The organism is Streptomyces sp. XM83C, assembly GCF_023072675.1.
In the GTDB taxonomy this organism is placed as follows: Bacteria; Actinomycetota; Actinomycetes; order Streptomycetales; family Streptomycetaceae; genus Streptomyces; species Streptomyces thermocoprophilus.
Window position 1 is genome coordinate 1 of sequence record NZ_JALLGL010000028.1, and the last position, 24,937, is coordinate 24,937.

The window sequence follows — 24,937 nt, forward strand, 5'->3', positions numbered from 1 at the left end:
TGTCCGAGACCGGACGCGGTCAGTTGCGGCGGGGCCGGGGCGGTGGGGGTGTTTCAGTCCTGCCAGTCGTCCCTGTCCCGGTCCTTCTTCCCGAGGCGGCGGAACAGTTCGGGGCTGGTGCGGGCGGCCTGGACGACGTTGACGCCGACGATGCCCGCCCAGGCGACCAGCAGACCCGGCAGATCGGCGACGCCGCCGCCGATCGCCGAGAGCGGCACCGCGAGGACCAGGGAGACGATGCCGAAGCCGAACCGCTCGCCGAAGGAGTCGGTGGGCCGGGAGACGCGGGAGTCGCGGGCCACCGCCATCTGCCGCTCGGCGTACTCTCTGCGCACTCTGCGCTCCACCGCCGCGTCGATGCGCTGGTCGACCTTCTCCAGGAAGGAGTCGACGAGTGCGGACTCGTACTCCTCGCCCAGTTCCCTGCGGGCGTGCAGCGTCGCGTCGAGTTCCTTCTTCAGGTCGCTGTCCCTGGTGTCCATCGCATCTCCCGATTCCGTCTCGACCGTCCACGTTAGGCAGACGGCGGGGCGGCGGCACTGGGGACAACCCCCCTCTTCGCAGGGGGGTGCACCGGCCGTCCTCACCGGGCGTGTCGGGCCGGTCACCCCACTTGTTGCATAGCGCTATGCAGTATCGCGATATGCTGAATAGATTGGGGTTTGCCTCGGCGCTGTACTCTCCCGGGGCGTCGAGGATCACTGGAGGGGGAGTACGCGATGAGCGCGACCGACAGCCCGGCGAGCCGGTTGCAGGCCCTCTTCGAGGGGCACCGGCTGACACCGACCCAGCGGCGCATCGCCCACAGCATGGTCCGCCGCGCGGCCGACGTGCCCTTCCTGTCCAGCGTGGAGCTGGCCGAGCTGGCCGGCGTCAGCCAGCCCTCGGTGACCCGCTTCGCCGTCGCGCTCGGCTTCGACGGCTACCCCGCCCTGCGCCGCCATCTGCGTGAGGTCGCCCCCGTCGAACAGGCCCCGGAGCCGGGCTCGTTCAACGAGTACCAGCAGGCCGTCGAGGCCGAGATCGAGAATCTGCGTCATCTCGCGGAGGCCCTGGCCGACCCGGGCCCGGTCCGCGAGGCGGGGCGGATCCTGGCCGCGTCCCGCCCGCTGCCCGTGCTCGGTCTGCGCGCCGCCGCCTCCCAGGCCTACGGCTTCGCCTACTTCGCGGCCAAGGTCCACCCGGACGTACGGCTGCTCAACGAGGGCGGCACGATGATCCACGACCGCCTCGACGCCGCCGTGCACGCCGGTGCCTCCGCGCTGCTCTGCTTCGCCCTGCCCCGCCATCCGCGCGAGGTGCTGGACACCCTCCAGTACGCCAAGGAGGCCGGGCTGACCGTCGTCACCGTCGCCGACTCCGCCTTCGCGCCCGTCGCCCGCGCCTCCGACCTGCTGCTGCCCGCCGCCGTCGGCACCGGGCTCGCCTTCGACACCGCGTGCGCGCCGATGCTGCTCGGCCGGGTGTTGCTGGAGGCGATGTGCGACGACCTGCCCGACGCGCAGGCCCGGCTGGAGGAGTTCGACGCGAAGGCGTCGGCACGCGGACTGTTCGTGGAGTGAGCCCGGACGCCCGGACGCCCGGTCGGGGGTGTACGGCCGTGAGCGCGGCCGGTGGGCGGGCGTTGCCGTCCGGGGCCTCTCAGATTCGTCTCACGTTCTGCTATTAGCTTCCTAGGAGCACTCTTCAACCGCACAAGGCGCTTGAGAGACGTGACACGGGGAGGCTGACGTGGCGCGCGGAGGACAGGGGCTGGCTCGAGTGGCGGTCGTCGTACGGGCGGGCGCCGCGCCGATGTGGTGGCTGGGCGTGGTCGCCGCAGGGGTCGGCGTGGTTCCGGAAGGCCTGACGGGACGACGTATCGGTGTCTTCGCGGGTGCCGCGCTCTTCCTCGTCACCGCGGTCGTGGTGCTGTTCGCGCGGCGCCGCCGCTACACCGGGCTCGCCCGGGGTGCCGCCCGCGCCGGCAAGTACGACATCCTCCAGGACCGTGCGGTCACCGCCCGCAACTGGCGGCGCGGGCACGGCTGGTGGCTGCTCCTCGCCTTCCTCGCCGCGATCGGCAGTGGCTTCGCCGTGCCCGTCGCGGGCGGTCTGCTGCTGGCCGGTGCCGGGGCCGGGCTGTGGCTGAAGGCGGCCTGGCTGGGCCGGGTGGAGCGGGCCGGTGAGGCCCTGCTGTGGGTGCGGGTCGACTGGCTCGGCCGGGGTGGCGGACGCCCCGTCGGCAGGACCGTGAAGGCCTTCCGCAGCACGGGCATCGCCGCGGGCGACGCGGCCCCGGGCGGCGCCCGCCGCCGCACGGCGGCCCTGGTCTGACGGCACCGCGCCGGGCCGGGCCGTGGGACCCCGGCCCGACGGCGATGCCGGGCTGCTTGCGTTCGTACGGCTTGTGCGGCTTGGTCCCGGGCCGTGCGGCTCCGGCTCGTACGGCTTCCGCCCGTGCGGCTCGGCTCGTACGGCTTCCGCCCGTGCGGCTCGGCTCGTACGGCTTCCGCCCGTGCGGCTCGGCTTGTACCGCTCCGGCCCGAACGGCTCGGCGCGTACCGGCCGGAGACGTGTGTGCCCCGGCCCGCGGGGCTTCGGCGGGGCCGGGGCAGTGGGGCCGGCCGGTCAGACCTCCAGGTCCTGCTCGATCTTCTTCAGCTGGTGGCGGGCCATCGCCAGGTTGGCGCGCTTGGCGTCCAGCACCAGGTAGAGGAAGAGGCCGTTGCCGCCGCGCCCGCTGAGCAGGCGGATCAGGTGGTACTGGTCGGTCAGCGTGATCAGGATGTCCTCGATCTCGCCCTTGAGCCCGAGGTGCTCCATGGTGCGCATCTTGGCGCGGATCACGTCGGTGTTGCCCGCGGCGGCGACGTTGAGGTCCAGGGTCTTGCCGCCGCCGATGGTGCCCAGTGCCATGCCGCTGGTGTAGTCGACGAGCGCGGCGCCGGTCGCGCCCTCGATGGAGGCGAGGGCTTCCTTCAGCGCGGTCTCGGTGTTGGCCATGACGGTGATTGCCTCTCAGTTGTCGGTGCTGGTCCGCGCGCCCACCGGCCGTGTGGGCAGCGGGCGCGTGGAGTCTGTGTGCGGTGTTGCGAGCGCCCGGGAGGTGTCCCGGGCCGTGGTGCCGGCCGTGGTGTCGCGGGTGGTGCCGTGGTCCGGTGTCCCGTCGTCGTCCGGTGGTCCCTCGGACGCCTTGCCGGGGGTCCTGCCGTCGGCCGGGTCGTGGGCCTTGCTCCGGGTGGTCCTGCCGTGGGCTGCCTCGTGGGCGTCGACCAGTTCGCCGATACGGGCGCCGGCCCGACGGCCCTCCAGATGGAGCCGGCCCACGTTGACGCGGTCCTGGGTGAGCAGGGTCAGCACGGCGTGCCGCCCCGCCGCGTACGTGGCGACGTAACCCTCGGAGCCGCGGATCAGCAGCTCGCGGAAGTCGCCCCGGCCGGTCGCGTCGGTCATGCGGATCGCCACGGCGAGGGTCGTCGCCGTCAGCGCGGACAGCCCGTCGGGTTCGACGCCGGGCGCGTCCTGGGCGAGGACGAGACCGTCGCGCCCGGCGGCGACGGCCCCGGTCAGCTGGGGGAGGCGGGCGCGCAGCCGGCGGAGTTCGGCGAGGATCTCTGGCTCGGCCGCCATCAGATGTCTCCTCTCGGCGGGGGACGTGGCACGGGCATCGGTGCCGTTCTCGGCACGGGGGCGTGGCCGGTCAAAGGGCCTCCAGCGCATCCCTGACCCTCTTCAGCAAGGCGATGTGCGGATCGACGTCGGGCAACTCGCTCGGCGGGCTGGCCGCGCCGGGCGGGGGCGGGGTGCCCAGCAGGCCCGCCGCGGCCAGCCGCCGCACCTCCACCAGGGTGGGGAAGACCCGCCTGCCCTGCGCGAGGGCGATGTCCGGCGCGGTGCGCACCCCGTCGGCAAGGGAGAGCACGGCGGCCTGGCGGGTGGTGACCCCGGGGGCGGCGACCGGGGTGCTCCGCAGCAGCGGAACACCGTCGAGGAGCGCGTCCGGCCACAGGCGGTGCAGCAGCGCCCGCCGGCGCAGCACCTCCCGCTCCACGGCGGCGACGGGCACCGCGGGCAGCGGGCCGTCGGCGTCGGGCGCGGGCCCGTAGTGGAAGCGGCCGGGGCTGCTGCTCGGCGCCAGCGCGAAGTACGCGGCGTCGTACAGCGCGTGCAGATGGCAGATCTCCAGCGCGGCCGGGGTCAGCCGGCCGCCGGCCAGCAGCAGCCGGGCCGTGCCCGGCAGGTCGCCGGCGATCCCGGCGGCCCGCCACCACTCCTCCGCCGGCAGTACGCCGCCGGCGGTCAGCAGGGTGCCGATGCCGGGGGCGTACGGGCTCTCCGCGTGCAGCACCAGCCCGCCCGCGAGGTACAGCGCGCCGCCCTCGCGGACCAGGACCCCGGTGGCCCGCTCGGCGGCGAGCCGGGTCAGCATCGGCGACAGGCCGCCGACGCCCTCACGGGCCGCCGCCTCGGCTGTCCTGTCGCGTGCCTTGTCCCGCATCGGCAGCGGGGGAGGGGCCTGAGTCACGGTCATCCCAGCACCAGCCGTCCGGCCATCTCGCCCAGCCGGATGCGGGCCAGGGCGAGATTGCCTTCCGCGCGGCCCAGCCACAGATGCAGCACCGCGCCGCTGTCGAAGGCCGCCGGGACGAACCGCAGCAGGTGGTAGCCGTCGCGGTTGCTGACGATCACATCCTCGACGGACGGGTCTGCGTCGTCGGCAGCCCCGGTGGAGCCCGGTCCCCCCGGACCGGGATCACCGGCCGGTGCCACGGCGAACGCGGGCTGCTCGGCGGCGAGCCGCGCCAGTTCCGCGACGTCCGCCGCGGCGGCCTCGGCGTCACCGCCGGGGAACTCCCCGACCACACCGAGGGCCAGCCCGCTGGTCCAGTCGACCAGCGCGGCCCCCCGCGCACCGGGCAGCCGCATCGCCTCCAGCAGGCACTCGTCGATTCCGGGCACCGTCGCTCCCCTCCGCCTGGGGTCCGGTTGAGTGACGACGACACTACGGACGGTGCGGAGAGCTGGTGAGCGTTCTGGCATTTTCCGGCGGAACATGCATCCGGCGGACTAGTGTGGGTCAACTGGGCACGCGTTCGCCCCAGTTGACCCTATAGGGTGAAGCTCGGGAGTGTCGTCTCAATCGTCCCCGGCTAGCGGCAGGCCGGTCAGTGCGCGGGCGTGCGCCCCGCCGGACTCGGCGACGATCTCGGCGAGCGTCTGCGGCTCGCGCACCACCGCGAACCGCACCGCGCCGGTCTCGTCCGCGGCATGCCCGTAGACACCGGGGCGGGCCAGCGAGTTGTACGCGTAGTGGTGCGCGAAGTAGTACGCGCCGGTGTCGAGCGCCGCCGCGTAGTCCCCCTGCTCCAGCAGGGGCAGCGGCTGCGCCCGGGCCAGCAGGTCACCCGCGAAGCACGCCGGCCCGGCCACGTCCTGCACGACCGAGGGCCCCTCCTTGGGCCGCCCCTTCGCGTCGTACGCGGCGACCCTCAGCGGCCATGACTCCGGCGCGTACACCGTGCGCGCCGCCACCTGCACGCCCGCGTGCGTGACCGCCACCGGCCGCCCGCCGGCCCGCTTGGCGTACTCCACCCGCGCCACGACCGTGCCCTGCTTCGCCAGCAGTGACCGGCCGAACTCGGTGACCAGCCCGTACCGCCCGTCGAACAGCCCCGGCACCGTCTCCTTCAGCAGCCGCGCGTACTCCCCGTACGTCGGCTCCGTCGCGTCCGACGCGAAGTTCACCGGCAGCCCGCCGCCGATGTCGATCGTGTCGACCTGCCGGCGCCCGGCCCGCCGGTTGATCTCCTCGGCGAGCGCGTACGTCTCCGCCACGCCCCGCGCCATCAGCGACAGCGGGATGCCCTGCGACCCGGTGTGCGCGTGCAGCCGCGTCAGCCACGGCCGGTCCTCGTACGCCCGCAGCACCCACTCCCGCGCCCCCTCGTCGCGCAGCGCCACCCCGAACTTCGAGGTGGCCGTCGCCGTCGACAGCGCCTCGATGGCGCCGCCCCCGATCTGCGGGTTGACCCGGATGCCGAGCGGGGACCGGCTGGGCGCGGACCGTATCAGCGCGTCGATGCGGTCCAGTTCCTGCGGGTTGTCGGCGTTGACGGCGATGCCCAGCGCCAGCGCCTCCCGCAGCTCGGCCGGCGTCTTGGCGGGCGAGTCCAGCACGGTCGCCGACGCCGGGACGCCCGCCGCCCGCGCCAGGGCCAGCTCGCCCGGGCTCGCCACCTCGGCGCCGATGCCCTCCTCGTGCAGCAGCCGCAGCACCGGCACCAGCGGGGTCGCCTTCACCGCGAAGGCGTGCAGCACCGGGGTGCCCGGCGCGGCCACCGCGTCGAACGCCGTCCGCAGCCCGGCCGCCGCCTGCCGGATGCCCGCCACGTCGAGCAGCGCCACGATGGGCCGGTCCGGGCCGAGGAGCCCCTGCTCCACCGCCGCCCGCACCGCCTCGTCCCGCCGAGCCGCCCGCGCCCGCGCCTCGGCGCCCTCGCCCGCAGTGCCGGAGGCCGCCACGGACGCGGCACCGGAAGCCGTGCCGTCGTGCCGGTCCGCCGCAGTCCCCGTGTGCCCGTCCAGGGCCCGCGCGTCCCTCGCCCCGCTGCTGCCGCCGTGCTCCATGTCCTCCACCGCTCCGCTCCCCCTTCTGCCGTCCGGACGGGACCGGTGTCCGCGACCCAGCCAAACACTCGAAGGAGCGGGAGGCCAGAAGAGCCCCGGGAAGGCGACGTTGCCGGGGTCCGGCCGCCCCGGCGCCGACGCGCCCCCTCCCGCTGTATTGACTAGTTCTATTCAGAGCGACAGGATGTGAATAGAGGTAGTTACCGGAGGAGGCAGACGATGTCGGGACCCCGCCCCGTACGAGCACCGCGCGGCACCGAGCTGAGCGCCCAGGGCTGGCAGCAGGAGGCCGCCCTGCGCATGCTGCAGAACAACCTCGACCCCGAGGTCGCCGAGCACCCCGACAAGCTCGTCGTGTACGGCGGCACGGGCAAGGCAGCGCGTGACTGGCGCTCCTTCGACGCCATGGTCCGCACCCTGCGCGGGCTGAAGGCCGACGAGACGATGCTCGTGCAGTCCGGCCGCCCGGTCGGCGTGATGCAGACCCACGAGTGGGCGCCGCGCGTCCTGATCGCCAACTCCAACCTGGTCGGCGACTGGGCCAACTGGGAGGAGTTCCGCCGGCTGGAGCAGCTCGGCCTGACCATGTACGGCCAGATGACCGCCGGCTCCTGGATCTACATCGGCACCCAGGGCATCCTCCAGGGCACCTACGAGACCTTCGCCGCCGTCGCCGCGAAGAAGTTCGGCGGCAGCCTCGCCGGCACCATCACCCTCACCGCCGGCCTCGGCGGCATGGGCGGCGCCCAGCCCCTCGCCGTCACCATGAACGACGGCGTGGCCATCTGCATCGACTGCGACCCGCGCGCCATCGACCGCCGTATCGAGCACCGCTACCTCGACGTCAAGGCCGACTCCCTCGATCACGCCCTCCAGCTCGCCGTCGAGGCCCGCGACCAGCGCCGGCCGCTGTCCATCGGCGTCCTCGGCAACGCCGCCGAGCTGGTGCCGCAGCTGCTCGCCATGGGTGCGCCCATCGACATCGTCACCGACCAGACCTCCGCCCACGATCCGCTGTCCTACCTGCCGATCGGTGTCGCCTTCGAGGACATGGCCGACGCCGCCGCCAAGGACCCGGCCGGCTTCACCACCCGCGCCCGCGAGTCCATGGCCAAGCACGTCGAGGCCATGGTCGGCTTCCAGGACGCGGGCGCCGAGGTCTTCGACTACGGCAACTCCATCCGCGGCGAGGCCCAGCTCGCCGGATACGACCGCGCCTTCGCCTTCCCCGGCTTCGTCCCCGCCTACATCCGCCCCCTGTTCTGCGAGGGCAAGGGCCCCTTCCGCTGGGCCGCGCTGTCCGGCGACCCGGCCGACATCGCCAAGACCGACAAGGCGATCCTCGACCTGTTCCCGGAGAACGAGTCCCTGGCCCGCTGGATCAAGATGGCCGGCGAGCGCGTCCACTTCCAGGGCCTGCCCGCCCGTATCTGCTGGCTCGGCTACGGCGAGCGCGACAAGACCGGCGAACGCTTCAACGACATGGTCGCCTCCGGTGAGCTGGCCGCGCCGATCGTCATCGGCCGCGACCACCTCGACTGCGGCTCCGTCGCCTCCCCCTACCGGGAGACCGAGGCGATGCTCGACGGCTCCGACGCGATCGCCGACTGGCCGCTGCTCAACGCCATGGTCAACGTCGCCTCCGGCGCCTCCTGGGTCTCCGTCCACCACGGCGGCGGCGTCGGCATGGGCCGCTCCATCCACGCCGGCCAGGTCACCGTCGCCGACGGCACCCCGCTCGCCGGGGAGAAGATCCGCCGCGTCCTCACCAACGACCCCGGCATGGGTGTCATCCGGCACGTCGACGCCGGGTACGACATCGCCGAGTCGGTCGCCGAGCAGCGCGGCGTGCGGGTGCCGATGCGCGAGGGTGACGACCGGTGAGTTTCCACAGCATGTGGGCGGAGCTGCTGCCGATCGGCCGCAGCTCCGCCACCGGCGGCTACCGGCGCTACGCCTGGACCGGCGCGGACGCCGACTGCCGGGCCTGGTTCCGTGAGCAGGCCGCGACCCGCGGCCTGACCTACGAGGTGGACCGCAACGGCAACCAGTGGGCATGGCTCGGCGACCCGACCGCCGGGAATGCCGTCGTCACCGGCTCCCACCTGGACTCCGTGCCCGACGGCGGCGCCTTCGACGGCCCTCTCGGTGTCGTCTCCTCCTTCGCCGCCCTCGACGAACTCCGCGACAGGGGAGCGGAGTTCACCCGCCCGCTCGCCGTGGTCAACTTCGGCGACGAGGAAGGCGCCCGGTTCGGGCTCGCCTGCGTCGGCTCCCGCCTCACCGCCGGAGCGCTCACCCCCGAGCAGGCTCGCACGCTCACCGACGCCGACGGCGTCACCCTCCCGCAGGCCATGGAGGCCGCGGGACACGACCCCGACGCCATCGGCGCCGACCCCGAACGGCTCGCCCGCATCGGCGCGTTCGTCGAACTCCACGTCGAGCAGGGCCGCGCCCTCGACCTGACCGGCGACCCCGTCGGTGTCGCCAGCGCGATCTGGCCGCACGGCCGCTGGCGGTTCGACTTCCGCGGCGAGGCCAACCACGCCGGCACCACCAGGCTCGCCGACCGCCGCGACCCGATGCTGCCCTACGCCGAGACGGTGCTCGCCGCCCGCAAGGAGGCCCAGCTGTCCGGGGCCGTCGCCACCTTCGGCAAGATCTCCGTCGAACCGAACGGCGTCAACGCGGTGCCGTCCGTGGTGCGCGGCTGGCTCGACTCCCGCGCCCCCGGGCAGCACACCCTCGACGCCGTCGTCGGCGGCATCGAGAAGGCCGCCCGCGAGTTTGCCGACCACCACGGCGTCGACCTCGACGTCGTCCGGGAGTCCTTCACCCCGGTCGTCGAGTTCGACCACGCCCTGCGCGACGAACTCGTCCGCATCCTCGGCACGGACACCGACCTGACCGTGCCTGTGCTGGGCACCGGAGCGGGGCACGACGCCGGGATACTCGCGAGCCGTATCCCGACCGCCATGCTGTTCGTGCGCAACCCCACCGGGGTGTCCCACTCGCCGGCCGAGTCCGCCGCCGAGGACGACTGCGTGGCCGGGGTGCGCGCCCTCGCCGACGTACTGGAAGGACTGGCCTGCCGGTGACCAAGGGGACCTACTGGCTGGAACACGCCTGGCTCGGTGACCACGTCGAGCCGGGCGTCGCCCTCGACGTCGCGGACGGCCGCATCACCGCCGTCCGCACGGGCACGGACACCCCGCCGCCCGGAGCGGAGGTGCTGCGCGGACTGACGGTGCCGGGGCTCGCCAACAGCCACAGCCACTGTTTCCATCGAGCCCTGCGCGGCCACGTGCAGGTGGGAAGCGGCACTTTCTGGACTTGGCGCGAGGTCATGTACTCGTACGCCGGCCGGCTCACCCCCGACAACTACCACGCCCTCGCCCGGGCGGTGTACGCCGAGATGGCCCTCGCCGGCATCACCGCCGTCGGCGAGTTCCACTACGTGCACCACGCGCCCGGCGGCACCCCCTACGCCGACCCCAACGCCATGGGGGAGGCACTGATCGCCGCCGCCGCCGAGGCCGGCATCCGCATCACCCTCCTCGACACCTGCTATCTGTCCGCCGGCTTCGGCGAGGCCCCGAACCGGCACCAACAGCGCTTCTCCGACGGCAGCGCGGAGCACTGGGCCGCACGCTGTTCACTTCTCAAGGAACGGGATCACGTCCGGATCGGGGCGGCGATCCACTCGGTGCGGGCCGTACCCGCCGACCAGCTCGCCACCGTCGCCGCCTGGGCCGACGAGCGGCAGGCCCCGCTGCACGTCCACCTCTCCGAGCAGACCGCCGAGAACGACGCCTGCCTCGCCGCCCACGGCCGCACCCCCACCCGGCTCCTCGCCGACCACGGCGTCCTCGGCCCGCGCACCACCGGCGTCCACAACACGCACCTCACCGACGAGGACATCGCCCTGCTCGGCGACACCCGCACCGGCACCTGCATGTGCCCCACCACCGAACGCGACCTGGCCGACGGCATCGGCCCGGCCGTCGCCCTCCAGCAGGCCGGCTCCCCGCTGTCCCTGGGCTCCGACAGCCACGCCGTCATCGACCTGCTCGAAGAGGCACGCGCGATGGAGCTGAACGAGCGGCTGCGCACCCGCACCCGCGGCCACTGGACCGCCGCCGCCCTGCTGCGCGCCGCCACCGCCGACGGTCACACCGCCCTCGGCTGGTACGACGCCGGCACCCTGGAGCCCGGCGCCCTCGCCGACTTCACGACGGTCGCGCTCGACTCCGTCAGGACAGCGGGCCCGCTGCCCCGGCTCGGAGCCGAGACCGCCGTATTCGCGGCGACCGCGGCGGACGTGCGCCACACCGTCGTGGGCGGACGGCATGTCGTACGCGACGGACACCATCTGCTCGTACCGGATGTGCCGCAGGCCCTCGCGCGGGCCGTGGCAGACCTGCGGGCCTGACGAGAATCCACGAGGACGCCGACGCCATGACCAGCAGCACCGTCATCACGAACATCGCCGCGCTCGTCACCAACGATCCCTCCCTCGGCGACAACTCCCCCCTCGGACTGGTCCGGGACGCGGCAGTCGTCATCGAGGGCGACCGCATCGCGTGGACCGGTGAATCAAGCAAAGCACCCGCCACTGACAATCGGGTCGACGCCGCCGGCCGCGCGATGATCCCCGGCTTCGTCGACTCCCACTCCCACCTCGTCTTCGCCGGGGACCGCACCGAGGAGTTCAACGCCCGCATGTCGGGCCGCGCCTACAGCGCGGGCGGCATCCGCACCACCGTCGCCGCCACCCGTGCCGCGACCGACGCCGAGCTGGAGGCCAACCTCACCCGGCACCTCGCGGAGGCCCTGCGCCAGGGCACCACCACCTTCGAGACGAAGTCCGGCTACGGCCTCACCGTCGAGGACGAGGCCCGCGCCCTGCGCATCGCCGCCCGGCACACCGAGGAGGTCACCTACCTCGGCGCGCACATCGTCGCCCCCGAACTCGCCGACGACCCGGCCGCCTACGTCGCCCTGGTCACCGGCGAGATGCTCGACGCGTGCGCCCCGCACGCCCGCTGGATCGACGTGTTCTGCGAGAAGGGCGCCTTCGACGGCGACCAGGCCCGCGCGATCCTCACCGCGGGCAAGGCACGCGGCCTGCACCCCCGCATCCACGCCAACCAGCTGTCGTACGGCCCCGGAGTGCAGCTCGCCGTCGAGCTGGACGCGGCCAGCGCCGACCACTGCACGCACCTCACGGACGCCGACGTCGACGCCCTCGCGAGCGGCCGTACCGTCGCGACCCTGCTGCCCGGCGCCGAGTTCTCCACGCGCGCCCAGTGGCCCGACGCGCGCCGGCTGCTGGACGCCGGCGTCACGGTCGCCCTGTCCACGGACTGCAACCCGGGCTCCTCGTACACGTCGTCCGTGCCGTTCTGCATCGCGCTGGCCGTACGGGACATGGGCATGACCCCCGACGAGGCGGTGTGGTCGGCCACCGCGGGCGGCGCCGCGGCGCTGCGCCGCACCGACATCGGCCGGATCGGCCCCGGCGCCCGCGCCGATCTCGTCCTGCTGGACGCGCCGAGCCATGTCCACCTGGCCTACCGGCCGGGCGTCCCGCTGGTCGCCGGGGTGTGGCGGCGGGGCGTCCGCGAGGTCTGAGGTCTGGCGGGAGCCGCCGGGACGCCGGTCGTCGTACACGAGTTCGGCTCGTGTGGCAGACTCCGTCCGATCATGAAATGACCCGGTCGGGGGACCGGGCCGTCAGGGGGAGGGGCTGCGGAATGGCCGGTGCGGTCAGCAGACGAGGATTGCTGGGTTCGGCGGCGCTGGTGGGCGCGGGCGCGCTGGCGGGGGTGGTGCACAGTGCCGGTACGGCGGCGGCGGAGGCGCCGCTGACCACTCCGTTCACGCCGGTCACCGTGCCGCATCTGGCGGAGGCCGAGCGCATGGTGCAGTACCAGCGCATGCTCGCCGCCGGACATCTGCCGGAGGGCCTGGCCGGTCACTGGCCGCTGGACGGCCGCGGCGCCGACGTCTCGGGCGGCGGCCGGCCGCTCACCCTCGGCACCGGCGCGTCCTGGACCACGCTGCGGGCCGGCGGCGAGCTGACGCTGGACGGGAGGACGGGGTACGCCGCCACCGGCTCGGTGCTGGACACCACGGCCCCGTTCACGGTCTCCGCGTGGGTGCGCCTCGCCCCCGACGCGAGCACGACGGCCATGCAGACCGCGGTCAGCCAGGACGGCACCACGGCGAGCCGCTTCCTGCTCCAGTACGACGACACCGTCGGCACGTGGGCGTTCAAGGTGCGCAGCGCCGATCAGAGCACCAAGGTGTCGGCCGTGGCGCCGACCCCCGCCGAGCGGGGCGTGTGGACGCATCTGACCGGCGTGTGGGACGGCGCGCGCGTCCTGCTGTACGTCGGGGGCGAGCTGAAGGGCAGCGCGGACACCACGCTGTCCTGGGCGGCGCCCGCGGGCCTCAACGTGGGCCGGGCGCGCTGGAACGGCTCGTACGTGAACTTCTTCGACGGTTCCGTGGACGACGTCCGTGTGTACTCGCGTGCCCTTACGGACCGCGAGATCGGCATCGTCAGCGGGAAGACGGCCCGCGAGAACAACGTGTATCTGATCGGCTCGCCGTCCTCGGCGGTGTGGGGCACGCCCGACGACCTCACCAGCTGGATCAACCGCTCCCGCTGCTCGTCCTTCGTGACGCGGGTGCTGAAGCAGACCTACGGCTGGGCCACGGACGCCTACTTCAAGCAGTGGTTCCAGGACACGATCCCGGAGGCCGCCGACTACCGGAAGGCGTTCACCGACGGCACCGGCGGCCCGCACTTCCGGCGCATCCGCAAGGTGGCCGACCTGCGGCCGGGCGACCTGATCGCCGTCGACTACAACGGGCAGGTCGCGAACAACACCGGACACATCGTCATGGTGCGTGAGGTGAAGGGCACGTTCACCGGGTCGGCCGTGTTCAGCGGGGAGACGCAGTACGCCGTCGAGGTGATCGACTGCACTGCCGAACCGCACGGCGTGTACGCGCTCACCAACTACCCGAGCTACCCGGACACGCGGATGGTCAGCAATGTCGACGGCGAGAACTTCGAGGGCGCCGGCATCGGCCACATGATGTTCTACGCCTCCGACGCCACCGGCGAGTTCTCCCGCTACCGGTGGAGCGTCAACACCAGCAAGTCCACGGCGGAGGGCCTGACGGTGGCGTCCCGCCCGATCGCCGCGGCCCGCGTGGTCTGACCGCACACACCGCACCCACCGCATCCACCGCATCCATCGCATCCACCGCGCACGGCGCACCGCCCCCGGCCCGGGCAGCGCGGCTCAGCGGGCCCCCGCCCGCCAGCGCTGGTCGGCGTCGCGGTCGGCGTCGGCCAGCCGCACCCCGTACCCGTCGGCGGTGACCGCCGCCCACGGGGCGACGGCGGGGCGGATCACCCCGTCGGAGTCGATGTCGAACCGCAGGTTGTCGCCGTTGCGGCCGTACAGCGACGAGCACGTCCAGATGCCCACCCCGCGGCCCACCTCGCCCCGGCTGTCCAGACAGAAGTCCGGGTCGGCAGAGTTCCGCAGCGCGCGCAGGCCGGCGTCGTAGCGCCAGCGCTGGGTGGGCGAGGAGGTGCACGGGGCGGTGACGACGTCCGTGCCCCGGTCGAACCAGCCGTCGCGGACGTCCAGGCACCGCCCGGTGGCCGCGTTCACGACCTGCGCGGACACGGCGCCCGGCGGCACGGGCGCGGTGGACGGCGTCGGCCGCGGCTTCGGGGCCGGCGTGGGGGTCGGGGACGGCTTGCGCGGGACCGGCGACGGGGTGGGCGACGCGGAGGTCCGCGTGGGCGAGGGCGACGGAGTGGGCGTAGGCGTCGGACTCGCCGACGTCGGGGCCGGTGGCGTCGGGATCACTGCCGTCGGCGTGACCGGGTGGGAGGCCCGTTGCGTGTGCTGACCCGGCGTCAGCAGCAGTACCAGCAGCGGCGCGAGGGCCACCCCGAGTGCCGTCGAGGCCAGCGCGACCCGCCGGGACGGCCGCCACGGGTGGTGCTGCGGCAGCCCGGCGTCGCCTGCTGCCGGCTCCGGCTCGGCCTCGCGGACGTACGCGGAGCCCGCCCAGCCCAGCAGCCCTTCGGCCAGCGCGGTGCGGGGCGTGTCCCGCAGGTCGCACAGCTCCTGGTGGGCGGCCGTGCAGTGGCCGCAGCGGGTCATATGGGCGTGCAGGTCGGCGCTGTGCCGGGGCGAGTCCGGCCGTACCGACTCCTCGATCAGCCGGCGGAAGTCCGGGCAGTCCGGGTCGGGGGAGGCGGCGAGGCGGTGCCGCAGACTGGCCTGGGCGAGGTTCTTCAGCGCCACCGTCGTGGCGTACGGCACGTCCGCCGGGTTCATGCCCAGCAGCAGCGCCGTCCGGTGCGCGGACCGCTCCTCCACGACGCCGTACCAGATCAGGCCCTGCGTGCGGCTCGGCAGGCCCTGATACGCGGTCAGCATGGGGGAGCCCGGCACCCGTCCGACGGTGCTCAGCACCAGCAGCAGCCCCGGGTCCACGCCCCGGGACCGCTCGTCGCACGCCCACTCGGCCGCCTTCTCCAGTACGGCCCGCAGCAGGTGCAGACGCCACGGCACCGCCGGTTCGACACCGCGCGCCGTCTCCTTGGCCACGCCCGTGAAGGCCTCCGCGGTCAACTGCCGCGCCGAGGCCTCGCCGGCCGCGCACAGCCCGGCGTAGCCGAGCACGCGCGCGTGGTGGCGCCGCCGCAGTTCCCGCAGGGCCGGGTAGGCGGTGGCGGTGCGGGCGCGCAGCAGCTCGGCGAGGCGGGCGTCGGAGACGTCCGCGTACGGCACGCCGTCGCCCTCGGGGGAGGCGCCTCGCGCTTCCTCGGTTTCCTCGGCCCGTGCCATCCACGCCTCCACGTTCGATCGCAACGCCCCCGTCCGGTCGCCGACTTACCGGCGGGTGGGGGGTGACCGTAGTGCATGGTGGTGGTGTGAGGGGATCCCGCGGAAGACGTTTCCCGTAGTAACCCGTGTGCCGTCGGTGCACGGGGTGTGTCGCGCCGCGCCCGGCGTTCCGACAGGCCCTGGGGCCGGCCGTGGAACACCGGGCGTGGAAGTCCTCGTGCGGGGCGGGCGCGCGGCGGGCCGGCGCTCACTCCTCGACGGTGAGCCCCTTGCGCAGCCGTACGAGCGTCTTGGACAGCAGCCGGGAGACATGCATCTGGGAGATGCCGAGTTCCTCGCCGATCTCCGACTGGGTCATGCCCGCGACGAACCTCAGGGAGAGGATCTTCCGGTCGCGGGGCGTGAGTTCGGCGATGAGCGGTTTGAGCGACTCGACGTACTCGATGCCCTCCAGGCCGTGGTCCTCGTAGCCGATGCGGTCACCGAGGGCGCCCTCGGTGTCGTCCTCCTCGGGCTGCGCGTCGAGCGAGGAGGCGGTGTAGGCGTTGGAGGCGGCCATGCCCTCGACGACCTCGTCGTTGCTGATGCCGAGGCGTTCGGCCAGCTCCGCGACGGTGGGTGCGCGGTCGAGCTGCTGGGCCAGTTCGTCACCGGCCTTGGCGAGGTCCAGGCGGAGTTCCTGGAGGCGGCGCGGGACGCGCACGGACCAGGAGGTGTCGCGGAAGAAACGCTTGATCTCGCCGATGATGGTCGGCATCGCGAAGGTGGGGAACTCCACTCCGCGGGAGAGTTCGAACCGGTCGATCGCCTTGATCAGCCCGATGGTGCCGACCTGGATGATGTCCTCCATCGGCTCGCTGCGGGAGCGGAAGCGGGAGGCGGCGAATTTGACGAGCGCGAGGTTCAGTTCGACGAGCGTGTTGCGGACGTACGAGTAGGCGGGGGTGCCTTCCTCGAGGGATTCCAGCCGCTCGAAAAGAGTCTTGGAGAGGGCCCGCGCGTCGACCGCGCCGACTTCCTCATAAGGGGGGATGTCCGGAAGTCCGAGTTCGGAGAGAGTGTCGTCCGGAGGGAGTGCCGACGTCGCCGTCCGGGTATGCGAGGCGTCGAGTCGGGGTGACATGATGTCCTCCATCGTTCTCGGCATATGGCTGCCGAAGCCAGTACGTGCACTGCGGTGTGCGGCGCCTCCAAAGCCGGCCGTGTCGGGTACGTGTCCTTACTAGCCCTACCCGCTTTCCCGAGCCCACCGCAAGTGCGATTCGTTCGGAAATGTCCGTTTGTGGGTGGTTGTTTGGCTGTCGGGGCGCGTACATAAGGCGTAATGTTCGAGGGCGTCAGACAGCAGGGCACGACCTCGGGAGAGAGAGACGGCATGGACCGCGGGACGGTCGGCAGCGCCCAGTCGGGCCGGCTTGAGGTGGAGGTGCGGGAAGAGGGCTCCAGCGCCGTCGTGACCCCGGCGGGTGAGCTCGATCACCACACCGCGGAGCTGCTGCGCGCGCCACTCGACGACTGCCTCGGCAAGGGCTTCAGCCGTATCGTCGTGGACTGTGCCCGGCTGGACTTCTGCGACTCCACCGGACTGAACGTCCTGCTCGGCGCCCGTCTGAAGGCGGAGGCCGCCGGGGGCGGCATCCATCTGGCCGCGATGCGGCCCGTCGTGGCCCGTGTGTTCGAGATCACCGGAGCCGAGGCGGTCTTCAGCGTCCACGACACGGTCGAGGCGGCCCTGGGCGCCCCCGAGCGGCAGACCGGCCCCGACGGAGCCGGTGACACCGGTGGGGCGCCCGAGGCCCCCGGGACGCGAGGGGCCATCGGGGACTCCGGTACCGACGACGCCGCATCGGCCGATGAGGTCGGCTGACCGGGTCCGCCCCCGCGGAGCGTGCCGGGCCGTGCCCCGGGCGGCGCGCCGCGTGCGCCCCGCATGCCTCGTCCCGTCCCTCACGCCGTGGCGGTCTAAGGGGTGTTCCCTCGGCCCGGTCGGGCAGGAGACAGGCGGGGCGATCTCGAACCCCGCCGCCGCGGCGTCCCGACTTGTCCGTCCTGAACTGGTGAATCGGTGAGGTGAAGCGCTGATGAGCACCACCCGGCCCTACTCGCCGGGCTCCCCCGAGCCCAGCGGCGCTTCCGGCGCGCCGACGGGCCGTCAGGTTCGCACGCTGAGCCTTGTCGGCCAGAGCGGTGTCGTACCGCTCGCCCGCGACTTCGCCCGGCAGGCGCTGTACGAATGGGGCTGGCTCCCCGCGGCCACCGCCGACCAGCGGGCAGCCGCCGAGGACGTCCTGCTCGTGGTCTCCGAGCTGGTCACCAACGCGTGCCTGCACGCGGAGGGGCCGGACGCGATGGAGATCTCCTGCGACAACAAGGTGATCCGCGTCGAGGTCTCCGACCGCGGCACCGGCCAGCCGGCACCCCGCACCCCGCACCGCGCGGGCCGGCCCGGCGGCCACGGCATGTTCATCGTGCAGCGGCTCTGCCTGGACTGGGGCGTCGTACGCACGCCGGGCGTGGCCGGCAAGACGGTGTGGGCGGAACTGGGCGCACCGGCCTGAGCGGGCCCGGGGCAACCAGCCGCCCGCGCGCCGCTCGCCCTGTCCGGGCCGCCGCGCCTCGCCGTCGCCGCTCGCCCTGTCCGGGCCGCCGCGCCTCGCCGTCCCCGTTCGCCCGAGCGTGGCCGCCACCCCTCGCCGTTGACGCCGCCTCCGAACCGGGCCGCACGCCGCCGATGCGTCCCGCACGCGTCAGCAACGTGAGCCGGCCGGGGCCGTAGGCAGGATCGAGGCCGAATGCGCCCCGTACGCATGAGAAGCACGAAGGCCGCCCTGTCCCCGTAGGGGCAAGGCGGCCTCCGTGTGCGTCAGATGCGGTCCGGTGTCAGCGGACGTCGCCCATCAGGCTGTTGACCTTGCGGCGGTACATCCACACCGCGCCACCGGCGACGACCGCGAGCACGGCCTCCAGGGCGACGAAGCCCATCCGGTCGAGGTTGACCCCGCCGACGGCCGGGTTCGACAGCAGGGCGGTGACCGAGTCGCCCGCGGTGACCGCGAGGAACCAGACGCCCATCATCTGCGAGGCGTACTTCTTCGGCGCCATCTTGGTGGTGACGGACAGACCCACCGGCGACAGCGTCAGCTCGCCGACGGTCTGCACGAAGTAGATCGCGACCAGCCACATCGCCGCGGCCTTGTGGCCGCCCTCGGCGATGGACAGCGGGGCGAGGAACAGGAAGAACGACGCGCCGACCAGGACGAGGCCGGAGGCGAACTTCACGATCGTGCTCGGCTCCTTGCCGCGCCGGTTCAGCCACAGCCACAGCCAGGCGAAGACCGGGGCCAGCGCCATGATCAGGACCGGGTTGACGGACTGGTACCAGGAGACCGGGAACTCCCACCCGAGGACCGAGTTCTCGGCGCTGCTGTCGGCGAACAGCGACAGCGTCGAACCGCCCTGGTCGTAGATCATCCAGAAGACGGCGGCGGCGACGAAGAACCAGATGTACGCCCGCACCTTGGACTTCTCCGTGCGGTCGAGGTCCTTGTCGCGCAGCATCCGGGCGATCACCATGATCGGCACGATCAGGCCGATGATCGTCAGCGGGATCAGCGCCCAGTTCAGGGTGAAGTGGCCGGTGAAGCCGACGACGCCGTAGAACACGGCGGCCACGGCCAGCCAGAACAGGCCCTTGCGCAGGCTGGAGGCCTTCTCCTGGGCCGACAGCGGGGTCGGGACCAGGCTGCTCTTGTCGCTGAGGTGGCGGCTGCCGAGCAGGAACTGGGCCAGACCCAGCGCCATGCCGAGCGCGGCCAGCGCGAAGCCGAGGTGCCAGTCGACCTTCTCACCGACGGTGCCGATGACCAGCGGCGCGGCGAAAGCGCCCAGGTTGATGCCGATGTAGAAGATCGTGAAGCCGCCGTCGCGGCGCGGGTCCTGCGGGCCGTTGTAGAGGTGGCCGACCATCGTGGAGATGTTGGCCTTCAGCAGACCCGAGCCTATGGCGACCAGGCCGAGACCGAGGAAGAACGTCGCGGCGGCGGGCAGGGCCAGGCACAGATGGCCGAGCATGATGACGAGGCCCGCCGCGGCCACCGTCTTGCGGGGGCCGAGGAAGCGGTCCGCGACCCAGCCGCCGGGAAGGGCGAGCAGGTACACCAGCGACAGGTACACCGCGTAGATCGCGGAGGCCGTGCCGGCGTTCATGTGCAGGCCGCCCGGGGCGACCAGGTACAGCGGGAGCAGAGCCCTCATGCCGTAGTAGGAGAAACGCTCCCACATCTCGGTCATGAAGAGGGTGGCCAGGCCGCGGGGGTGGCCGAAGAAGGTCTTCTCGGAACCGGGGGTGCCCGGAGTCGCCGATGCCTTCGTCAGGCTGGACGCCATGGTCGTTCCTTGCTGGTCGGGACGCGCGGTGGGGGTCCCCCGCTCGGCTGTGCCGAGACCGGGAGAGTGCGCGCCCGGTGCGGTCGGCCGGCACCGGCGGGTCCCACGTCCACCCCCACGCCCGAGGGGAGTCCGCTCCGGATCGCGGAGCGGGGGACGGCGACCACCGGGATCCACGCCACCGGTCGCTTCGTCGCGTCGGGGCCCGGCCACAGGTCATTCCTTTCGAGGCCGGTCACGACCGGCCCGCACACAAAGAAGACCTTCAGCGTCATCGTCGCCAAAGGTCCCCATGGTGCTACAGGCGCTGATTCACCATACGGCAGGACAGTGCCGGATATGGAAGGACTTGAGAGATGGATCACAGGTAATCAAGGAACCGTGCGCCCCATTTCTAAGGTCATTGGCAGGATGACATCACACGATTACTGGTCCGTACCAATCGGCACCTGTCATCACTGTCTGGAATGACCCGATTGGTCGTAGGTAAGAATCACCCGTTCCGAGCACTCACCGGCGCCGTTGCGAGCAGGACTACCATCACCTCATGACCCGTGTACTGCTCGCCGAGGACGACGCGTCCATCTCGGAGCCGCTGGCCCGCGCACTGCGCCGGGAAGGGTACGAGGTCGAGGTGCGCGAGGACGGCCCAGCCGCGCTCGACGCCGGAATGCAGGGCGACATCGACCTGGTCGTACTGGATCTCGGGCTGCCCGGCATGGACGGCCTGGAGGTCGCCCGCAGGCTCAGGGCCGACGGCCACACCGTGCCCATCCTCATCCTGACCGCGCGCGCCGACGAGGTGGACACCGTCGTCGGCCTGGACGCGGGCGCCGACGACTACGTCACCAAGCCGTTCCGCCTCGCCGAGCTGCTCGCCCGGGTCCGCGCGCTGCTCCGCCGCGGCGCCGCCGAACCGCAGCAGCCGCCCGCCACGCACGGCGTCCGCATCGACGTCGAGTCGCACCGCGCCTGGATGGGCGACGAGGAGCTGCAACTCACCGCCAAGGAGTTCGACCTGCTGCGCGTGCTGGTGCGCGACGCCGGCCGGGTCGTCACCCGCGACCAGCTGATGCGCGAGGTGTGGGACACCACCTGGTGGTCCTCCACCAAGACCCTCGACATGCACATCTCCTGGCTGCGCAAGAAGCTCGGTGACGACGCCGCCAACCCCCGTTACATCGCCACCGTCCGCGGCGTGGGCTTCCGCTTCGAGAAGAGCTGACCCGACAAGAGCTGAGCCCCCAGGCCCTGCCCTGGCGGGCCCAGCGGGGAACAGGACATGCGCCGCCGTCTCATCCAGTCCACCCTCGCCGTCGTCCTCGTCGTGATCGCCGTCTTCGGGATCTCCCTGGTGATCGTCGAGACCCGCACCATCAGCAACAGCGCCCAGGAGCGGGTGGACCTGGAGGCGCTGCGGCTCGCCAGCATCGTCGACAGCCGCCTGCTCGGCAGCGAGCAGGTCACCGCCGACATCCTGCGCGGTCAGGTCACCGAGGACCGCTTCGCCGTCGTACGGCTGCCCGGAAAGCCGCCCATCGAGGTGGGCGAACGCCCCGCCGGCGACGTCATCCGCTCCAGGCCGGCCCGCGGCGACCAGGGCGAGACCGTCGTCGTGGAGGAACCCCGCTCCACGGTCACCGAAGAGGTCGGCCGCACCCTGCTGATCATCGCGCTGGTGGCGCTGCTCGCCGTCGTCGCGGCCGTGCTGCTCGCGATCCGCCAGGCCAACCGGCTCGCCTCCCCGCTCACCGACCTCGCCGAGACCGCCGAACGCCTCGGCTCCGGCGACCCCCGCCCCCGTCACAAGCGGTACGGCGTCCCCGAGCTGGACCGCGTCGCCGACGTGCTGGACGCCTCCGCCGAACGCATCGCCCGGATGCTCACCGCCGAACGGCGCCTCGCCGCCGACGCCTCCCACCAGCTGCGCACCCCGCTCACCGCCCTGTCGATGCGGCTGGAGGAGATCACCCTCACCGACGAGCTGGAGACGGTCAAGGAGGAGGCGAACGTCGCCCTCACACAGGTGGAACGGCTCACGGACGTCGTCGAACGGCTGCTGACCAACTCCCGCGACCCGCGCAACGGCTCCGCGGTCACCTTCGACCTCGACGAGGTCATCCAGCAGCAGATCGCCGAGTGGCGCCCCGCCTACCGCAGCGCCGGCCGCGCCATCGTCAGCTCCGGCAAACGGCATCTGCACGCCGTGGGCACCCCGGGCGCCGTCGCGCAAGTGCTGGCCGCGCTGATCGAGAACTCCCTCATGCACGGCGGCGGCACGGTCGCGCTGCGCACCCGCGTCACCGGCAACCAGGCCGTCGTCGAGGTCACCGACGAGGGCCCCGGCGTCGCCGCCGACCTGGGGGCGCGGATCTTCGAGCGGACCATCAGCGGCCGCAACTCCACGGGCATCGGCCTCGCCGTCGCCCGGGACCTCGCGGAGGCCGACGGGGGCCGGCTGGAGCTGCTTCAGACCAAACCGGCGGTGTTCGGGCTGTTCCTGTCCCGTACGCCGCCGACGACGAAACAGGACAGCGCACCGACCGTACGGTGAGGGGTCGGCACACGCGTCGGCGCGGTTCCTGCACCGGCGGGCCCGCGGCTGCGGCGCCCGGGTCAGACCCGCTGGCGGGGCCGCGGCTGCGGGGCGGGCGCGAGGACCGGCCCGTCGGAGGCCGCGGCGCCCTCGGACGCCACGTCGCGGGCCACGACGCTCTCGCCCGCCCTCGGCTCGTGCACCGGCAGCGCCCGGAACACCCACGTGCGGTACGACCAGAACCGGAACAGGGTCGCGACACCGATCCCGAGGAACTTGAAGACGTTGCGCTCCAGACCGCCGGACCAGCCGAAGCCGTAGATCGCGGCGTACAGGATGCCGTTCTCGATCACCAGCCCGATCGCGCTGAACGCCAGGAACAGCACCAGCTCACGGGTGCGGTCGGTCTTGTCGCGCTCACGGTAGGTGAAATAGCGGAAGCCGATGTAGTTGCAGCCGATGGCCACCACGGTCGCGATCACATTGGCGCGGACGGCCTGCAGGCTGGTCAGATGCCACAGCGCGTTGGAGACGGCGAAGTTCACCACCATGCCGAAAGCGCCCACGGCGCCGAACTTGGCGATCTCCTGCGTGAGTCTCTTCAGCCCGGAGGACCCATGTCCCATGGTCGAGCAGGCCCCCGTCCGTAGCGGCAACGTCAACCCAGCCATGCTAACCACCCCGCCCCGCGACGGCCGGGTCATCAGGACCCGCAGGGCCCGATCGGAGGGACCGTGACGCCCGCGCACCGCGCCGACCTGCACCGACGGCGGACCGAAAAGCACCACGTATCGGCCGGAAACCGTCGCCCTCCGGGCGGCGGATACGCTAGGGGCGTGACGTTCCCGGTAGTCGGCATGGTCGGCGGGGGTCAGCTCGCTCGTATGACACACGAGGCGGGCATCCCGTTGGGCATCAGGTTCAAGCTCCTCAGTGACACTCCCCAGGATTCCGCGGCGCAGGTCGTGAATGATGTCGTCGTCGGCGACTATCGCGACCTGGACACGCTGCGCGAGTTCGCGCGCGGCTGCGACGTGATCACCTTCGATCACGAGCACGTCCCCACCGAGCATCTGCGGGCGCTGGAAGCGGACGGCATCCCCGTCCGCCCCGGCCCCGACGCGCTCGTGCACGCCCAGGACAAGGGCGTGATGCGGGCGAAGCTCGACGCGATCGGCATCCCCTGCCCCAGGCACCGCATCGTGACCGACCCGCGGGACGTCGCCGCGTTCGCCCGCGAGGGCCTCGCCGACGGCGAACAGGGCGACGGCTTCCCCGTCGTGCTGAAGACCGTCCGCGGCGGCTACGACGGCAAGGGCGTCTGGGTCGTCGACAGCGTCGAGGAGGCCGAGGAGCCGTTCAAGGCGGGCGTCCCCGTCCTCGCCGAGGAGAAGGTCGACTACGTCCGCGAACTCGCCGCCAACGTCGTCCGCTCCCCGCACGGGCAGGCCGTCGCCTACCCGGTCGTCGAGTCGCAGCAGGTGAACGGCGTCTGCGACACCGTGATCGCCCCCGCGCCCGGCCTCGACGAGGAGCTGGCGCTGCAGGCCGAGAAGATGGCGCTCACCATCGCCAAGGAACTCGGCGTCGTCGGCCACCTCGCCGTCGAGCTGTTCCAGACCCGCGACGGCCGCATCCTCGTCAACGAGCTGGCGATGCGCCCGCACAACTCCGGCCACTGGACCCAGGACGGCGCGATCACCAGCCAGTTCGCCAACCACGTCCGGGCCGTCCTCGACCTCCCCCTCGGCGACCCCCGCCCCCGCGCCGAGTGGACCGTGATGGTCAACGTCCTCGGCGGCGACTACCCGGACATGTACTTCGCGTACCTGCACTGCATGGCCCGCGACCCCCAGCTGAAGATCCACATGTACGGCAAGGACGTGAAGCCCGGCCGCAAGGTCGGCCACGTCAACACCTACGGCGACGACCTGGACGACGTCCTCGAACGCGCACGTCACGCAGCCGGTTACCTGAGAGGCACGATCACCGAATGAGCCCCGTTGTTGGCATCGTCATGGGGTCGGACAGCGACTGGCCCGTCATGGAGGCCGCCGCCAAGGCCCTCGACGAGTTCGAGATCGACTACGAGGTCGACGTCGTCTCCGCGCACCGCATGCCCCGCGAGATGATCACGTACGGCGAGCAGGCCGCCGAACGCGGCCTGAAGGTGATCATCGCCGGTGCGGGCGGCGCCGCCCACCTGCCCGGCATGCTCGCCTCCGTCACCCCGCTGCCCGTCATCGGCGTGCCCGTGCCGCTGAAGTACCTCGACGGCATGGACAGCCTGCTGTCCATCGTGCAGATGCCGGCCGGTGTGCCCGTCGCCACCGTCTCCGTCGCGGGCGCCCGCAACGCCGGACTGCTGGCCGCGCGTATCCTCGCCGCCCACGACGAGGACCTGCTCGCCCGCATGAAGGAGTTCCAGCAGGACCTCAACGACCAGGCCACGGAGAAGGGCAAGCGGCTGCGGGCCAAGGCCGAGGGATCCAACGGCTTCGGCTTCGGGAGCTGACGC

General features: G+C 72.6%; 22 protein-coding genes and 1 pseudogene. 13 read left to right on the top strand and 10 right to left on the bottom strand.

The genetic code is table 11. The features are described from left to right. Positions 1-53 precede the first annotated feature (53 nt). Positions 54-482, bottom strand: a complete 429-nt coding sequence (locus tag MTQ10_RS05725) for a hypothetical protein (protein WP_247462895.1) — start codon at positions 480-482, stop codon at positions 54-56. Between the two features lie 237 nt (positions 483-719). Here MTQ10_RS05725 and MTQ10_RS05730 point away from each other — a divergent pair, with 237 nt between their 5' ends. Both MTQ10_RS05730 and MTQ10_RS05735 read left to right on the top strand, forming a co-directional pair. Further along, positions 720-1,562, top strand: coding sequence for a MurR/RpiR family transcriptional regulator (locus MTQ10_RS05730; RefSeq protein ID WP_247462896.1), 843 nt, complete (start codon positions 720-722; stop codon positions 1,560-1,562). Between the two features lie 169 nt (positions 1,563-1,731). Next, positions 1,732-2,316: a hypothetical protein gene (locus tag MTQ10_RS05735; protein WP_247462898.1), complete on the top strand. Its 585-nt coding sequence runs from the start codon at positions 1,732-1,734 to the stop codon at positions 2,314-2,316. A gap of 294 nt (positions 2,317-2,610) precedes the next feature. Here the strand turns inward: MTQ10_RS05735 and MTQ10_RS05740 are convergent, their stop codons facing one another. The 5 genes from MTQ10_RS05740 to MTQ10_RS05760 all read right to left on the bottom strand — a co-directional run bounded on the left by MTQ10_RS05740 (position 2,611) and on the right by MTQ10_RS05760 (position 6,609). Beyond that, positions 2,611-2,985 (bottom strand): hypothetical protein, encoded by a 375-nt coding sequence (locus tag MTQ10_RS05740; RefSeq protein WP_247462900.1) that lies wholly within the window; start codon positions 2,983-2,985, stop codon positions 2,611-2,613. A gap of 15 nt (positions 2,986-3,000) precedes the next feature. Beyond that, on the bottom strand, positions 3,001-3,612 hold the full coding sequence (locus MTQ10_RS05745) for a roadblock/LC7 domain-containing protein (RefSeq protein WP_247462901.1): 612 nt from the start codon (positions 3,610-3,612) through the stop codon (positions 3,001-3,003). A gap of 70 nt (positions 3,613-3,682) precedes the next feature. Further along, positions 3,683-4,513 (bottom strand): transcriptional regulator, encoded by an 831-nt coding sequence (locus MTQ10_RS05750; protein WP_247462903.1) that lies wholly within the window; start codon positions 4,511-4,513, stop codon positions 3,683-3,685. After that, positions 4,510-4,941, bottom strand: coding sequence for a hypothetical protein (locus tag MTQ10_RS05755; RefSeq protein WP_247462905.1), 432 nt, complete (start codon positions 4,939-4,941; stop codon positions 4,510-4,512). The genes MTQ10_RS05750 and MTQ10_RS05755 overlap by 4 nt, the downstream gene beginning before the upstream one ends. A gap of 177 nt (positions 4,942-5,118) precedes the next feature. Beyond that, positions 5,119-6,609, bottom strand: coding sequence for a diaminopimelate decarboxylase (locus tag MTQ10_RS05760; protein ID WP_282611833.1), 1,491 nt, complete (start codon positions 6,607-6,609; stop codon positions 5,119-5,121). A gap of 219 nt (positions 6,610-6,828) precedes the next feature. On the opposite strand from MTQ10_RS05760, the gene hutU reads away from it, so the two are divergent. From hutU to MTQ10_RS05785, 5 genes are all read left to right on the top strand, one after another. Beyond that, on the top strand, positions 6,829-8,493 hold the full coding sequence (gene hutU, locus MTQ10_RS05765) for a urocanate hydratase (protein ID WP_247462907.1): 1,665 nt from the start codon (positions 6,829-6,831) through the stop codon (positions 8,491-8,493). Then, the gene (locus MTQ10_RS05770) at positions 8,490-9,707 is read left to right on the top strand and encodes an allantoate amidohydrolase (protein ID WP_247462908.1); all 1,218 of its coding nucleotides are present in this window, start codon (positions 8,490-8,492) and stop codon (positions 9,705-9,707) included. Before hutU ends, MTQ10_RS05770 begins: the two co-directional genes overlap by 4 nt. Further along, a complete protein-coding gene (locus tag MTQ10_RS05775; protein WP_247462910.1) occupies positions 9,704-11,041 on the top strand; it encodes a formimidoylglutamate deiminase in 1,338 nt (445 codons plus the stop codon). The genes MTQ10_RS05770 and MTQ10_RS05775 overlap by 4 nt, the downstream gene beginning before the upstream one ends. Positions 11,042-11,067: 26 nt before the next feature. After that, positions 11,068-12,243, top strand: a complete 1,176-nt coding sequence (hutI, locus tag MTQ10_RS05780; RefSeq protein ID WP_247462912.1) for an imidazolonepropionase — start codon at positions 11,068-11,070, stop codon at positions 12,241-12,243. A gap of 122 nt (positions 12,244-12,365) precedes the next feature. Further along, positions 12,366-13,844, top strand: coding sequence for a LamG domain-containing protein (locus tag MTQ10_RS05785; protein WP_247462914.1), 1,479 nt, complete (start codon positions 12,366-12,368; stop codon positions 13,842-13,844). 84 nt (positions 13,845-13,928) lie between these two features. Here MTQ10_RS05785 and MTQ10_RS05790 read toward each other — a convergent pair whose 3' ends face one another. Then, the gene (locus tag MTQ10_RS05790; RefSeq protein ID WP_247462916.1) at positions 13,929-15,497 is read right to left on the bottom strand and encodes an RICIN domain-containing protein; all 1,569 of its coding nucleotides are present in this window, start codon (positions 15,495-15,497) and stop codon (positions 13,929-13,931) included. A 247-nt stretch (positions 15,498-15,744) separates the two neighbouring features. Beyond that, on the bottom strand, positions 15,745-16,620 hold the full coding sequence (locus tag MTQ10_RS05795) for an RNA polymerase sigma factor SigF (RefSeq protein ID WP_247462918.1): 876 nt from the start codon (positions 16,618-16,620) through the stop codon (positions 15,745-15,747). 252 nt (positions 16,621-16,872) lie between these two features. Here MTQ10_RS05795 and MTQ10_RS05800 point away from each other — a divergent pair. Together MTQ10_RS05800 and MTQ10_RS05805 are read left to right on the top strand one after the other, a co-directional pair. Beyond that, positions 16,873-17,232 (top strand): annotated as a pseudogene (locus tag MTQ10_RS05800) (STAS domain-containing protein); the annotation flags it as partial. Positions 17,233-17,578: 346 nt separating this feature from the next. After that, positions 17,579-18,055, top strand: coding sequence for an ATP-binding protein (locus MTQ10_RS05805; protein ID WP_247462920.1), 477 nt, complete (start codon positions 17,579-17,581; stop codon positions 18,053-18,055). Between the two features lie 322 nt (positions 18,056-18,377). Here MTQ10_RS05805 and MTQ10_RS05810 read toward each other — a convergent pair whose 3' ends face one another. Continuing rightward, a complete protein-coding gene (locus MTQ10_RS05810) occupies positions 18,378-19,883 on the bottom strand; it encodes a peptide MFS transporter (protein WP_247462922.1) in 1,506 nt (501 codons plus the stop codon). A gap of 547 nt (positions 19,884-20,430) precedes the next feature. Here MTQ10_RS05810 and MTQ10_RS05815 point away from each other — a divergent pair. Together MTQ10_RS05815 and MTQ10_RS05820 are read left to right on the top strand one after the other, a co-directional pair. Then, positions 20,431-21,108, top strand: a complete 678-nt coding sequence (locus MTQ10_RS05815) for a response regulator transcription factor (protein WP_247462924.1) — start codon at positions 20,431-20,433, stop codon at positions 21,106-21,108. Positions 21,109-21,165: 57 nt separating this feature from the next. Further along, positions 21,166-22,437 (top strand): ATP-binding protein, encoded by a 1,272-nt coding sequence (locus MTQ10_RS05820; RefSeq protein ID WP_247462926.1) that lies wholly within the window; start codon positions 21,166-21,168, stop codon positions 22,435-22,437. A gap of 62 nt (positions 22,438-22,499) precedes the next feature. Here the strand turns inward: MTQ10_RS05820 and MTQ10_RS05825 are convergent, their stop codons facing one another. Then, complete coding sequence (locus MTQ10_RS05825) at positions 22,500-23,045, bottom strand: GtrA family protein (protein ID WP_247462928.1); 546 nt, start codon at positions 23,043-23,045, stop codon at positions 22,500-22,502. A gap of 210 nt (positions 23,046-23,255) precedes the next feature. Here MTQ10_RS05825 and MTQ10_RS05830 point away from each other — a divergent pair, with 210 nt between their 5' ends. Together MTQ10_RS05830 and purE are read left to right on the top strand one after the other, a co-directional pair. Then, entirely contained in the window at positions 23,256-24,416 is a 1,161-nt protein-coding gene (locus MTQ10_RS05830) for a 5-(carboxyamino)imidazole ribonucleotide synthase (RefSeq protein WP_247462930.1), read from the top strand. Then, positions 24,413-24,934 (top strand): 5-(carboxyamino)imidazole ribonucleotide mutase, encoded by a 522-nt coding sequence (gene purE / locus MTQ10_RS05835; RefSeq protein WP_247462932.1) that lies wholly within the window; start codon positions 24,413-24,415, stop codon positions 24,932-24,934. Before MTQ10_RS05830 ends, purE begins: the two co-directional genes overlap by 4 nt. The last annotated feature ends 3 nt before the right edge of the window (positions 24,935-24,937 follow it).

Excerpts from the sequence above, each read along its gene's own strand:
- hutI (WP_247462912.1), top strand. The coding sequence starts at position 11,068 with ATGACCAGCAGCACCGTCATCACGAACATCGCCGCGCTCGTCACCAAC.
- MTQ10_RS05750 (WP_247462903.1), bottom strand. The coding sequence starts at position 4,513 with ATGACCGTGACTCAGGCCCCTCCCCCGCTGCCGATGCGGGACAAGGCA.
- MTQ10_RS05805 (WP_247462920.1), top strand. The coding sequence starts at position 17,579 with ATGAGCACCACCCGGCCCTACTCGCCGGGCTCCCCCGAGCCCAGCGGC.
- MTQ10_RS05730 (WP_247462896.1), top strand. The coding sequence starts at position 720 with ATGAGCGCGACCGACAGCCCGGCGAGCCGGTTGCAGGCCCTCTTCGAG.
- MTQ10_RS05820 (WP_247462926.1), top strand. The coding sequence starts at position 21,166 with ATGCGCCGCCGTCTCATCCAGTCCACCCTCGCCGTCGTCCTCGTCGTG.
- MTQ10_RS05815 (WP_247462924.1), top strand. The coding sequence starts at position 20,431 with ATGACCCGTGTACTGCTCGCCGAGGACGACGCGTCCATCTCGGAGCCG.
- MTQ10_RS05785 (WP_247462914.1), top strand. The coding sequence starts at position 12,366 with ATGGCCGGTGCGGTCAGCAGACGAGGATTGCTGGGTTCGGCGGCGCTG.
- MTQ10_RS05725 (WP_247462895.1), bottom strand. The coding sequence starts at position 482 with ATGGACACCAGGGACAGCGACCTGAAGAAGGAACTCGACGCGACGCTG.
- MTQ10_RS05810 (WP_247462922.1), bottom strand. The coding sequence starts at position 19,883 with ATGGCGTCCAGCCTGACGAAGGCATCGGCGACTCCGGGCACCCCCGGT.
- hutU (WP_247462907.1), top strand. The coding sequence starts at position 6,829 with ATGTCGGGACCCCGCCCCGTACGAGCACCGCGCGGCACCGAGCTGAGC.
- MTQ10_RS05760 (WP_282611833.1), bottom strand. The coding sequence starts at position 6,609 with ATGGAGCACGGCGGCAGCAGCGGGGCGAGGGACGCGCGGGCCCTGGAC.
- purE (WP_247462932.1), top strand. The coding sequence starts at position 24,413 with ATGAGCCCCGTTGTTGGCATCGTCATGGGGTCGGACAGCGACTGGCCC.
- MTQ10_RS05790 (WP_247462916.1), bottom strand. The coding sequence starts at position 15,497 with ATGGCACGGGCCGAGGAAACCGAGGAAGCGCGAGGCGCCTCCCCCGAG.
- MTQ10_RS05745 (WP_247462901.1), bottom strand. The coding sequence starts at position 3,612 with ATGGCGGCCGAGCCAGAGATCCTCGCCGAACTCCGCCGGCTGCGCGCC.
- MTQ10_RS05740 (WP_247462900.1), bottom strand. The coding sequence starts at position 2,985 with ATGGCCAACACCGAGACCGCGCTGAAGGAAGCCCTCGCCTCCATCGAG.
- MTQ10_RS05795 (WP_247462918.1), bottom strand. The coding sequence starts at position 16,620 with ATGTCACCCCGACTCGACGCCTCGCATACCCGGACGGCGACGTCGGCA.
- MTQ10_RS05825 (WP_247462928.1), bottom strand. The coding sequence starts at position 23,045 with ATGGGACATGGGTCCTCCGGGCTGAAGAGACTCACGCAGGAGATCGCC.